The sequence below is a fragment of the Neobacillus phoenicis genome, assembly GCF_047302305.1.
Classification (GTDB): domain Bacteria; phylum Bacillota; class Bacilli; order Bacillales; family Cytobacillaceae; genus Neobacillus.
On the sequence record NZ_CP154847.1, the window covers coordinates 72136 to 85069 of the forward strand.

The following is a 12934-nucleotide window of genomic DNA, read 5'->3' on the forward strand; positions in this document are numbered from 1 at the left end:
GAATTAAGGAGAGTCGAATCCACCTCGTGATCCCATTCCCATGCCACCCGGTCCATGTCCATGTGGTCCAGCAGCAAAGTTGCGTCCTCCTCCTAGAAGATAGTGAAGGACGTTAAATGCTACTATCACAGCAGCAATCATCACACCCCAAAACACTCCTTTTTTCATATTCTTATTCATTTCTCTTTCCTCCTTTAAACTTGATACTTGAAGTCTATTAGAGAACGTGAAAACTTGGTGAAAGTCTATCTTTTTTGAAATAAATTTTTAGGATAGTCTCTTTAAAAATGTCTGTTGATTTCCGCTCAAATTAACAGGTGTAGTAAATTAAGCTAAGGCTCTAAATAAGGCAAAAAGACCCTTCCTATCAGAGTAAAGAGTTCCGTTTTCGGGTGGGTTTCTTAATTAAAAGACACAAGAATTGAGGTATGAATTAGTTTACTTCTTTTTCTTTATTTATCAAGATTTCTACGAAATTTCATTAACTTTGACATAGCACCCGATCTGATAAATAGACGGAAAAATTTCGCTTAATTAGTAATTATTATTAAAAAAAGCTTAAATAGACGAAGAGATTCCGCCTATTGACTCGAAAAATTCGAAAATGGGAGTTTTTGCTTTGCATAATCGGAAAAACTCCCCTTATATACCCTGAAACGAGCTCCATTCTGGATCTAACCGAAAAATCTCCGCTTATTTTACTTTTGTTGATTACTCGATTAAGAACAAGACATCTTATTTAAAAGGGAGTGAGGATATCTCAAAAATCCAAGAGAACCCCATTATGATGCATTACGGTGAACCGTATCACAACTAAGTGAGGTTTTGTATTCCTAATAAAGAAACTCGCCAATTACTATTAACGGGTTCTGTTTTGGGAGAGAAATTCTTAAATAATACACTGAATAACAACATATATAGCATCTAAATTAACACAATAATTGTAAAAAACGCTCAGAGCCTATTCTGAGCGTTTTATTATAAATTTTTATTAATTTGATTTTAACAATGAGTAAACATTGGTATCATAAGGAACACCATTTTGATACATATAGCTTTTCAAAACACCTTCTTTTTCAAAGCCTAGCTTTTTTAATAATTCATTAGATGTCTTGTTTCCAAGGAAAACAACAGCTCCAATGCGTGTTAATCCAAGTTCATTAAAGCCATATGATATTACTTTTGATGTAGCTTCAGTTGCGTACCCTTTTCTCCAATAAAGGGGATGAAGTTCATAACCTATCTCAGCCCTTTTGTGTTTAGGAGACCAAACATTAAACCCAATTGTCCCGATAATTCCTTCTTTTTCTTTTAATTCAATTCCCCATCTAATTCCTCGTTTTTCTTTGTAACTTTTAGAGAAAAACTCAACAAACTGTTCTGCTTGTTCTATGCTTGTTAAAGCGTCTTGTCCGTAATAACGAATAACATCAGTATTAGAAAAACAATTAAAAATGCCTTGAACATCCTTGTTTACAATTTCTCTCAATATAAGTCTTTCTGTTTCTAGTGTTGGAAACAATTCTCCCACTCCTTTTTTTGAACTTTCTCTTTTTTAAAAAAACATTAATAATATCTTAGCATAAAATTCCAAATAACATTAAAAATCATCCTGTTTTTCTTAAAGGTGGGAGATGAGAACTTGCATTAGTTACTTAATTAACTTGTCAATTTTAAAGAGGACAATAACTATTGTCCTCTTGATAATTAGGTTGCTAATACCACAGTTATTTTTATAGTAAAATCGGAACAAACATTGGTTTAACAATAAATAATAAAGACCAAAACGCTATGCGAAATGGTCTGCTAAATCGATTGCTATTTAATGTTTTCTCTCCCTCAACGGAACCGTTAAATTACTATCGCGATTTACTTTTTTATATACCAATACGACTGTCATTTTGGCACATATTTTAAGAAAAGCACCTCAAAACGGAACCCTTTACTATCAGAGGAAAAGTCTTTATTCTACCTCTATTAAATTGAAGGCGATGTGACTCTTAACTAGCCAGCGGCAGTGTAATCTCTACCAGTGTTCCTTCATTCATTTTACTCTTATATGAAATGCTGCCATGGTGCTGTTTAAGGATTTTATGACAGATCATGATTCCCAGGCCTGTTCCCTTTTCTTTTAAGCTATAGAACGGCTCGCCTAGACGAGGAAGAAGCTCTTCAGGAATACCGCAGCCTTGGTCTTGAACAGCAATCATGCACTCTCCCTCTGCACTCTTTCGAAGGTCAATGCTAATTTCTCCGCCATCCTTCATGGCCTCCATCGCATTTTTTAAGATATTGAGGAACACCTGCTTTACTTGATTCCTTTCGCAAGTTATAAAGAAATCCGTATCCTCCATCTGCAAATTCAACTGAATATTATTCATCAGCGCTTCTGGGGCCAATAATTCAAGTGTATCTTCTAGTAATTTACATAAATCTATTCGATTTAATTGAATGGCCTGCGGTTTTCCCAGTGATAACAATTCACTGGTTATCCCCTCAATTCTCTCTAATTCAGTAAGCAGCAAGCGGTCAATGTCGGTATTCTCACCACGGTAGAGCTGCAGAAAGCCCTTAATGGTTGTCAAAGGGTTTCGGATTTCATGAGCAACTCCCGCAGCAAGCTCTCCAACAATGGAAAGCTTCTCCGATTGAAGAAGAATTTCCTCTGCTTTTTTCCGTTCAGAAATATCCCGGCTGATAATTACAATATGCTCAACCGATTGTCCTTCACCTTTGACAGGCATACATCGGGATTCAAATTCTATATAATAACCTTCTTTGTGTTTCAAACGGAATTCTAACGCTTGAGATTCTTTCTTCTCAAACATGGTCTTGACTGTATTTTTAAAATCACAGACATCTTCTGGATGAATAAACGTACATAATTCAAACTTTTCTAATTCGCTAGCTCGAAACCCTAAAACCACTTCATGTGAAGGGGAGAAGTAACTGATCGAATGATCCTTACTCATCACCATAATCAAGTCTGAGGTATTTTCTGCAATGATTCTATATTTCGATTCGCTTTCTCCTAACATTTTATACATGTCAGACAATCGATTGTTCAATCTATGCAGCTTCACATAGGATTCGATAAGCAAGCCGCCAATAGTTACCCCTAACATCACAAAAACGAGATATTGAAGATGAAACAAAGGCTTGTCTCTAAGTACATTGAATAAAATTGGGACGGTAAGAACATATATGACTAGGTATACTCCAGAGAGAATGGCACTCCTTTTAACTGCGGAGAGTTTCGAAATATACATATGAATAACGGAAAAACTAATCATAATGATCGACCAGCCAATGATTGCCGGCATCCATTGACCACTAGAGTATAGCCTCATGAGTAATGAGAAAATACCTGTAATTATTCCTGCGATTGGTCCAAGATAGGAGAAAACCAGGATGACAGGGGCGTACCGAATATCGTACGAATAACCCTCTTGGTGAATGGATAACATGACAAGAATGATCGAAACGATTCCCCCATACAATCCACACCAAAGTTTAATCCTCTTAAAGGGTTTATGTTTGATGAACGAGCGGATCACCAGTGGTGTAGTAACCAATAGTGAAAAAATTGCGAGATTCATAATATAGTCTAAAAGAATCAACTGAATCCACCTATTTCATGATAAATTCTAACTATTCCCTCTTATCTTAAACTAGAATTTATACTATTTCTATAATGAATAAATTTAATTAATTGGTATTTTAATCCATATCCAAAAAAAAGAAAAGACTCTTCCGCCGAGGCGAAAAAGTCTTTGAGATTTATTGTCCTATTTGGATAATAAAGAAAGCACGGTATCTAAGATAACATTGACCCCTTTTTCACAGTCTTCCCAAGAAGTCAGTTCTACTTCACAATGGCTCTTTCCATTAATACTTGGTACAAATAGCATGGCGGTCGGAACATAGCTGGCAATAAATTGAGCATCATGCCCTGCGCCACTAACCATTCGTTTGTTGGTGTATCCAAGAGACTGAGCGGATTGTTCTAAAAGCTCGCAGATTTCCGGCTCAAACCAAACCGTATCCCGCTCCCATAGTTTAGTAGTCTTGATCTCACAGCCCTCATTTTCTGCGAATTGAGGAAGCCCATGAATGAAATCTTTGACGGCATTGACTATTTCCATATCTTTATGCCTTGCTTCAAGAGTAAAAATCACCTTATTCGGAATAACGGTGTGAATGCTTGGATATACGTTCACTCGACCGATTGTAAATACTAACTCTTCATCCAGGTTGCCTAAACGTTGACGGATTTCATTAATAAGGTTGTTCGTTGCGAAAAGGGCATCCTTTCGCATATTCATTGGTGTAGTACCTGCATGGTCAGATTCTCCTGTTACTTCTATTTCATAACAGCACATCCCTACCACACACTCGACAACACCGATGGTAAGTGCCTCTTTTTCTAAAATAGGCCCTTGTTCAATATGCAATTCTAAAAAGGCAGTCGCTTCTTTGAGGCGATTGTCTACCTCACCCTCATATCCGACAGCCTTTAGGGCCTCTCCAAATGTGGTACCTTCTGCATCTTTCTTTTGCAGCATGATCGATTTATCAAATTTCCCTGAGAGGACACCTGAAGCCATCATAGAGGGTTCGAATCTAGCCCCCTCTTCATTTGTAAAATTAACAATAGTAATAGGTATTTTCGGCTTAATATTATTTTCTACTAGTGTTCTTACTACTTCTAGACCGGTCACTACACCTAAAACTCCGTCAAAGCGGCCGCCTTTTTTAACGGTATCTAAATGAGAGCCTATTAAAATAGGAGGTTTGTTTTCGGTCCCTTCAAGTGTGGCGTACATACATCCCATATCATCTACCTTGACCGACATACCTAACTCTTCGCAGCAGGTGCGGAAGTAATCTCTGACACGGCGGTCTTCCTCTGATAATGACAATCTCGTAACCCCGTTGTTTTCTGTCCGACCAAAATCCGCAAATCGTTCCAGTTCCTTCATCAGTCTTTCCCCATTAATCAATAGCTTTTGTTTTTGCATACTGAACACTCCCTTTTTATATAATGAGATTACGTCTGTTTCCAATACTGTTTTATTGAATCTCACGGAGGTTAAAAGCGTAGGATGGTTTAGTTGAAGCCGATGGAAATGGATGATTATGTTACCTATTTAATTATGTAAAAATTCAGTCAATAAGTTTATTATACAATACTACCAGCCACAGTCATTAGACAAAACATCAAATCTTTCCAAGCAATTGTTTTATAGTTTGTATGATTTCACATTTTTCTTTCACTCAATTAGAAATTATTGTATCTTTGAAGGAAATATATAGATAAGAAACGTGAGGCACATCGTATGTGGAGAAACAGAAATGTTTGGATTTTATTGTCTGGGGAGTTTATTGCGGGTTTGGGTTTGTGGCTTGGCATTATTGGAAACTTAGAGTTTATGCAGGCGAAGCTGCCTTCGGATTTCTTAAAATCATTACTTTTAGCAGGAGGGCTGCTGGCCGGGGTTGCAGTCGGACCATACGCTGGGCGACTTACTGACCAAACTAGTAAGAAAACGGTTATGCTCATCGCTGGATTCGTACGTACCATTAGCGTCATTTTTATGCTAATCGCTATCCAGACCGGCTCCATTTGGTGGATGGCCTTGTTCTTAGTTTTGCTACAGGTTTCTGCTGCTTTTTATTTCCCAGCCCTTCAGGCGGCTCTCCCGCTTATTGTCGCTGAAAAGGATTTGCTCCAATTAAATGGCGTTCATATGAACGTATCTACCCTGTCACGGATAATCGGCACTGCCCTAGCCGGGGTTCTACTGGTAATCCTGCCTTTATCCATGCTTTATGTAGGATCACTTATAGGATATCTAGGACTATTGATTCTTACTTTTTTCTTGAACTTTGATGAAAGGAAACTTGATAACTCAGGTAAGATGAAGAATAGCTCAACTGAGAATAATAGTTTTAAAGATATATTCCCGATCATTAAAATTCTTCCAATTGTCTATATGACGCTCATTATGACACTTGTACCGGTGTTATTTCTCGGCGGTTTTAACCTGTTAGTCATTAATATCAGTGAGCTTCAGCATAGCTCAGCCATTAAAGGTTGGATCTACACTGCTGAAGGGATTTCCTTCATGCTTGGTGCCTTTATTATTAAGCTGATCACTGACAGAGTGTCACCTTATATCATTTTGTTCATTTGTTCGTTTATGATTGGCGTCTCACAACTGCTTCTTTATTTAGCGAATGTTCCTTTGTTAAGTGTGTTGGCCTTTGCCTTATTTGGCTTTTCCGTAGGCTGCTTTTTTCCAACAGCCGCTACCATTTTTCAAACAAAAGTACCAAAAGATTACCACGGACGCTTCTTTTCCTTCCGTAATATGCTGGACCGAATTTCGTTTCAGATTGTTCTGCTAATCAGCGGCTTTCTCTTAGACTTAATCGGCCTGCAGCTCATGTGTGTCCTATTTGGTGCAATATCCATTATTACTACCACCATTTTCTATGCTAGACACAAGAGGGTTCAACTGGTCGAACAAAAGAACTGACAGTAAAAAGCATCATCCAGCCTGGATGATGCCTTTTTACTCTGTCCACAATTGGTGCCTGGCACCCAAAAAGCTTTAAATAATGAAGGATAACGGAGTCAATAAAAAAGGGCGTGTCCACCACACGCAGACAAAAGTCCACGTGCGGTGCCTGTCACCCCTTTTCCTTTTTTAACCGATCTTTTTCTTTGGTTTTGCTGTGGTTGGTGCGCTTTCCCATGCTTCTAGGTTTGGTAAGCCTTCGATGTTTGAAGTGTAGAAGACAGGATTTTGACCGTTCGCCTTTTGACTCTTATAATCTGTAAGGGCCGCAAAAGCGATTTTTCCTAGTAGAATGATCGCTACTAAGTTCATAATAGCCATGAGCCCCATGAATAAGTCAGCAAGACTCCAAACAAAATTCAGCTCTGCTAAGGAACCAAACGCCACCATGCCAACTACGGCAATACGGTAAATATTAAGAACTAGCTTGTTATTTTTGATAAATTCAATATTCGATTCACCGTAATAGTAGTTCCCCACGACAGAACTAAATGCAAATAAGAAGACGATAAATGCAAGGAAAATACCCGCCCATGAACCTAATGAACCTTCTAATGCATTTTGAGTTAAAATAATCCCATTGCCCTCTTTCGAATTATATAGACCTGATAATAAAATAATAAATGCCGTTGAGCTACAAATAACAAGGGTATCAACAAATACTCCCAGCGCCTGAATTAACCCTTGTTTAACAGGGTGGCTAACGTTAGCAGTTGCTGCGGCATTCGGGGCACTACCCATACCCGCTTCATTGGAGAACAGTCCACGTTTGATTCCGTTCATCATCGCTGCCCCAATCGCTCCACCAGCTACCTCTTTCATTCCAAAGGCACTTTCAAAAATTAACTTAAACACACCTGGAATTTCGGTTACATTCGTTGCCATAATATACAAAGCTATTAGAATATAAGCTCCTGCCATAATAGGAACCATCCACTCCGCCACTTTCGCTATGCGTTTTAGTCCGCCAAAAATAATTACAGCTGTAACAACTGATAACACGATGGCAATCACCATTTTATTGATACCAAATGAATTATTCAGGGAGCTTGTAATAGTGTTAGCCTGTACAGAGTTAAACGCTAGACCAAAAGTGATAGAGATCAGAACTGCAAAGGTAATCCCCATCCAGCGTGCTTTTAAAGCTTTTTCCATATAATAAGCGGGACCCCCACGGAAGGAATCACCGTCTTTTACTTTATAAATTTGGGCAAGTGTTGCTTCAATAAAAGCAGAGGCTGATCCTATTAAAGCGATGAGCCACATCCAGAAAACAGCACCTGGCCCCCCAGTAGTGATAGCAATGGCAACCCCGGCAAGGTTTCCGGTTCCTACCCTTGATGCAGTACTGATACAAAAAGCTTGGAAAGATGAGATCCCTTTTTTATCTCCCTTTGCTCCTTCACCCATCAGGCGAAACATCTCTCCAACCATGCGGAATTGGACAAACTTTGTTCGAAAAGAGAAATAAAGACCTGATCCAATCAATAAGACAATTAGAATATAAGACCAGAGTAACGTATTAGACTCATTTACAAAATTTTCAATTATTTTCATTTGCTTATCACCTTCTACCCCTTATTTTCTATATACTGATATAATTTATCAAAATCAAATTAATCTGACAATGTTTGAATTTTCCAAAATAGTAGTTACAAAGTATGAGCTTCGGTTCCCGGTAACTTTTTTAAAAGTTTAGGATAATCGTAATATTGTAAAAAAATAGGTCGTTATATCTAAGAAATTTATGTAAAATAGAAGTAGGGCTAAAATGGTCCTACCAATTTTTAAAAAGAAAAACTAATTTAAGGGTGAACGTAATTGCGATTTTTCAGGAAGGAAACGAAACGATTATGCTAAAAGCTAGGCTGTATGACATATCCATCTTTCTTACTGCTCTGGCCATAGCTATTAGCTCAAAACATATATTAGTAGGCCAACCAAATTTTATTAAGGCCTTAATTGTGTTTTGGGTATTCTCCAGTCTGTATTATCACCTTAGAGTTTTTTCAAAAAACGGCAACACAAATTTTGAATATGGTATTAGCTACTGTTTATCATTTGTTTTGTTTACCGGTCCCCTTGGCTTATTCATATTTGAAACGATTTACCGCTTTACCGTGTATGCTTATAGAAAGTGGACAAGGACCGCTGACCCTAGCGAGTTTACAGACACTTTATATAATATTGGCGCCTTTGTCATTACTAACTCAGTAGCCTACTTCTTGTACCTACAACTAAATTCTAGCTTTGATAAAATTCCCTATGGTTTTTGGATATTGATGTTTTTGCTGACATGTATCGCCTCTCTTCTTTCTGGTACCTTTTTAGTGACTGCTTTTTACATAATGGGTGACCTTAAAACTTTAAAAGAAGGTGTCGACTTTATTTTTAAAAGCAGAAGTTTGCTTGACTTCGGGAAAGTAGCAATCACCAACGGATTATTATTCATGTTTTTAAAAGAAGGAAGATGGCAAATCTTAATTAGTTTATTTATTTTAAACTACGTAGTAAGCCGTTCCTTTTTCTCAAAAGCTCAAAGTGTTCAACACAAGCTGGAAAGGGACAAGTTCGAGCAAATGGCCTATACAGACTTTCTGACTGGCGTGTATAACCGTACATTTATGGATAAAAAAATGGCTGAGCTTAATCAAACGGAAGAACAAATTGGTATTGTTGTATGCGACATCGATAAATTTAAACGAATCAATGACAACTACAATCACGCAGTGGGCGATAAAGTTATTCAGCACTTTGCTTCTACGCTAAAAAGCTATCTTGATGAAAATGATTATTTGTTCCGAAGTGGTGGAGAGGAATTTACTCTTTGTCTCAGAAATAGAGATTATGATCAAACACGGAATCTGGTGAATGAGATTCTGAAGGGCGTTGAAAATAACGCGGTAAATGTGGAGTATCAGGGTGAACACGTCTCCATTTCCTATACTGCTTCGTTTGGCCTTTATTACTACAAGGTAAACGACCAAATTTCTATAGAAAAAGCCTATATTATGGCTGACCAGCTGTTGTTCCGTTCCAAGGATCTAGGAAAGAACAGAGCTTCCATGGTTAACGGTCTAGCAAAAGCAGTAGTCGTGTAACTAATTTCATACCATTAAAAAAAGAAGCGGTTTCTGCCGTTTCTTTTTATTTTGGTGTTAAATTTCCCATCCAACCCAATTTGTTGACCGAAGTTGCTCTGACTTCTGTCTATCTTTCTTCTTTTTCTGCCAACTCTGTCAGAAGTTGACCTGACTTCTGACTATCTCTCTTCTTTTTATGGCAACTCTGTCAGAAGTTGACCTGACTTCTGACTATCTCTCTTCTTTTTATGGCAACTCTGTCAGAAGTTGACCTGACTTCTGACTATCTCTCTTCTTTTTATGGCAACTCTGTCCGAAGTTGACCTGACTTCTGACTATCTTTCTTCTTTTTATACCAACTCTGTCAGAAGTTGACCTGACTTCTGACCATCTCTCTTCTTTTTATACCAACTCTGTCCGAAGTTGACCTGACTTCTGACTATCTCTCTTCTCTTTATGGCAACTCTGTCCGAAGTTGACCTGACTTCTGACTATCTTTCTTCTTTTTATGGCAGCTCTGTCAGAAGTTCCTCTAACTTCTGACTATCTTTCTCCCTTTTCTACCAACTCTGTCCGAAGTTGACCTACCTTGCAAAACAGAAACAAAAATGTTAGATAACTACAAAGTTTACACAAAGAGCATTTTTTTTATTTCCAATTCCATCAAAAAAGGTGTCAGGCACCATACATGGACATCTGCCCACGAGTGGTGCCTGACACCAAAATCCGATTTATGATACGCGCTTTAGATGTTTGAATTGTCCTTTTGATAGAACAGTCGTTTCGAGGCGATGTGCCATGATGGCTGCTAGAACAGATAGAACAATGTCCTTTGGCAGCGGAGCAAGCATCCAGAACCAAGCCATTTTGTAAGTGAAACCCTCTGGTGCAGCAGCCCATAATTTATAAGCAAAGTACATCCAGTTGGTTCCGAATACATAGTTGACAGCCATTCCGATTAAAGCAGCAATAATATAAGTAGCCAACCCTTTCTTCTTCTCTACTATTTTTCCGATAATAAATGCAGTGAAAATATAAGAAAGAATAAAGCCAAAGGTAGGTTTAATAATGATGGCTAATCCTGCGGAAAAGTCAGCGAAAACTGGAACACCTACCAAACCTACTAACATATAAACAGTCATTGCAATAGATCCTAATCGGCTTCCTAAAATAGCACCTGCTAAAATAGCAAAAAAAGTTTGAAGTGTAATCGGTACTCCACCAACATGTAAAAACGGAGCAATGGTACTGATATTTGCACCAATGGCCATCAATGCCACAAACATGGCTGATAGTGTTAAATCAAGAGCTTTTAAATTTTTCATTTACTTTCTCCCACCCTACAATATAAATGTCTTAAATTTAAAATAAATGGTAAGATAACCTTTTGTCAACCAAATTATAAAATAGGTTAACAATAAATTTTTCACTTCTATACTACTAAAGGAAAACTCTTATTTAACTATTACATTTTTTGGATTTCTCCAAAACTCGTTCAACGAGCTTTTATTTTTTAATTAAATGAAATTTTCAAAAAATATTTTGACAAACTATCTTTTTAAAGGTATATTAAGATAACGAAATAATTATCTGAATTTTATAAAAGTATGTTCACATAGGGGGAAACATAGTATGGAAAAACGTCAGCAGTGGGGGTCAAGATACGGATTTATCATGGCAGCAGTTGGTTCGGCAGTAGGTCTAGGGAATATCTGGAGATTCCCAGCCGTTGCCTATGAAAATGGAGGAGGCGCCTTCTTCCTACCTTATCTATTCGCCATTTTAACAGCCGGAATTCCTATTTTAATTTTAGAATTTACAATCGGTCAAAAATATAGAGGGTCAGCACCACTATCATTGTTCCGCATGAACAAAAAAGCAGAATGGCTTGGCTGGTGGCAGGTGTTAATTTCCTTTGTTATCTGTACGTACTACTCTGTTATCATCGCATGGGCTATCAAATACACGATTTACTCATTTGGTACTCAGTGGGGTTCAGATCCTAGCAAATTCCTATTTGGAAAAGTTCTACAGTTATCTGATAAGCCAGGTGAAATTGGCGGTCTTGTTTCCGGCATCGTCACTCCATTACTTTGTGTATGGGCAGTTACTCTTTTTGTCCTATTTCGTGGAGTTTCTAAAGGAATTGAAAAACTTAATAAAATTTTCCTTCCGACTCTTATCGTGATGTTCTTAGTAATTGTTGTTCGTGCTTTAACTCTTGATGGTGCAGCGAGTGGATTAAATGCCTTTTTCAAACCGAATTGGGATATGATTTTAAACGGAAAAGTTTGGATTGCCGCTTATGGACAAATCTTCTTCTCCTTATCTATTGGATTTGCCATCATGATTACGTACTCTAGTTATCTACCGAAAAAATCAGACATTAATAACAATGCCTTTATCACAGCTTTTGCCAACTCTGGATTTGAATTACTTGCTGGTATCGGAGTGTTTGCAGCACTTGGATTTATGGCAAAGCAACAGGGAGTACCAATTGATGAAGTGGTTAGCAGTGGAATTGGACTAGCCTTCGTTGTATTCCCAAGCATCATCAACGAGTTCCCTGGCTTAAATGGATTATTCGGCGTATTGTTCTTCCTATCTTTGGTTTTTGCTGGAATGACTTCACTTATTTCCATTGTAGAAACATTTGTAGCGGGGGTTCAGGATAAATTCAATGTATCACGTACAAAAGCAGTTTTAATTGGTGGACTTGCAGCAACTGTCATTTCACTTCTTTTTGCAACAAACGGCGGATTGTATTTACTAGATGTGGTGGATTATTTCATCAATAACTTTGGAATTGTGTTTGCAGGTCTTATTGAAGTAATCTTAGTTGCTTGGTTCTTCAAAGGTTTAACCGGATTACAAAAACATACCAATGAAATTTCTGACCTTCGTGTAGGTACATGGTGGAAGGTATGCCTCGGTGTAGTTACACCACTTGTTTTGGGTTATATGATGTTTGATAACATCCGCCAAAACCTTAAGCAAAATTACGAAAATTACCCTACAGAGCTTATTATGTATGCAGGAGTATTATTAGTTGCTTTCACAATTCTCGTTGCAGTCCTTCTTTCCCTTAAGGGGTGGAAAGCTTCTGCTAAAACTGAAGAAAATAGGGAGGTTGCTTAATATGTCAGGAAGCGCAATAACTATGATGATTGTTGGGATGGTCATACTATGGGGCGGTCTTGCAGCCAGCATCCTCAATGTAGTCAGAGTATCAAAAAAGGCAAAGGCCTAATATAAATACAAAAAAGG

Annotated in this window: 10 protein-coding genes; 4 read left to right on the forward strand and 6 right to left on the reverse strand. The window is 37.8% G+C overall.

Annotated features, from left to right (window positions below; all coding sequences use genetic code 11):
- Positions 1-3: 3 nt before the first annotated feature.
- The 4 genes from AA0X95_RS00300 to AA0X95_RS00315 all read right to left on the reverse strand — a co-directional run bounded on the left by AA0X95_RS00300 (position 4) and on the right by AA0X95_RS00315 (position 5021).
- Positions 4-180, reverse strand: a complete 177-nt coding sequence (locus AA0X95_RS00300; protein ID WP_413304114.1) for a hypothetical protein — start codon at positions 178-180, stop codon at positions 4-6.
- Between the two features lie 811 nt (positions 181-991).
- On the reverse strand, positions 992-1522 hold the full coding sequence (locus AA0X95_RS00305) for a GNAT family protein (protein ID WP_308081335.1): 531 nt from the start codon (positions 1520-1522) through the stop codon (positions 992-994).
- Positions 1523-2000: 478 nt separating this feature from the next.
- Positions 2001-3620 carry an ATP-binding protein gene (locus tag AA0X95_RS00310; RefSeq protein WP_413304118.1) on the reverse strand — a complete coding sequence of 540 codons (1620 nt, stop codon included), beginning with the start codon at positions 3618-3620 and terminating at the stop codon, positions 2001-2003.
- Between the two features lie 168 nt (positions 3621-3788).
- Positions 3789-5021: a Zn-dependent hydrolase gene (locus tag AA0X95_RS00315; protein ID WP_413304120.1), complete on the reverse strand. Its 1233-nt coding sequence runs from the start codon at positions 5019-5021 to the stop codon at positions 3789-3791.
- 318 nt (positions 5022-5339) lie between these two features.
- On the opposite strand from AA0X95_RS00315, the gene AA0X95_RS00320 reads away from it, so the two are divergent.
- The gene (locus tag AA0X95_RS00320; protein WP_413304122.1) at positions 5340-6542 is read left to right on the forward strand and encodes an MFS transporter; all 1203 of its coding nucleotides are present in this window, start codon (positions 5340-5342) and stop codon (positions 6540-6542) included.
- 171 nt (positions 6543-6713) lie between these two features.
- Here AA0X95_RS00320 and AA0X95_RS00325 read toward each other — a convergent pair whose 3' ends face one another.
- Entirely contained in the window at positions 6714-8141 is a 1428-nt protein-coding gene (locus tag AA0X95_RS00325) for an alanine/glycine:cation symporter family protein (protein ID WP_413304125.1), read from the reverse strand.
- 296 nt (positions 8142-8437) lie between these two features.
- Between AA0X95_RS00325 and AA0X95_RS00330 the strand changes: the two genes are divergently transcribed.
- A complete protein-coding gene (locus AA0X95_RS00330; RefSeq protein WP_413304128.1) occupies positions 8438-9685 on the forward strand; it encodes a GGDEF domain-containing protein in 1248 nt (415 codons plus the stop codon).
- A gap of 713 nt (positions 9686-10398) precedes the next feature.
- On the opposite strand, the gene AA0X95_RS00335 is transcribed toward AA0X95_RS00330, so the two are convergent.
- Positions 10399-10992 (reverse strand): biotin transporter BioY, encoded by a 594-nt coding sequence (locus AA0X95_RS00335; RefSeq protein WP_413304131.1) that lies wholly within the window; start codon positions 10990-10992, stop codon positions 10399-10401.
- Positions 10993-11299: 307 nt separating this feature from the next.
- Between AA0X95_RS00335 and AA0X95_RS00340 the strand changes: the two genes are divergently transcribed.
- Together AA0X95_RS00340 and AA0X95_RS00345 are read left to right on the forward strand one after the other, a co-directional pair.
- Positions 11300-12805 carry a sodium-dependent transporter gene (locus AA0X95_RS00340; protein ID WP_413304133.1) on the forward strand — a complete coding sequence of 502 codons (1506 nt, stop codon included), beginning with the start codon at positions 11300-11302 and terminating at the stop codon, positions 12803-12805.
- A gap of 1 nt (position 12806) precedes the next feature.
- Positions 12807-12917 carry a methionine/alanine import family NSS transporter small subunit gene (locus AA0X95_RS00345; protein ID WP_413304136.1) on the forward strand — a complete coding sequence of 37 codons (111 nt, stop codon included), beginning with the start codon at positions 12807-12809 and terminating at the stop codon, positions 12915-12917.
- Positions 12918-12934 lie beyond the last annotated feature (17 nt).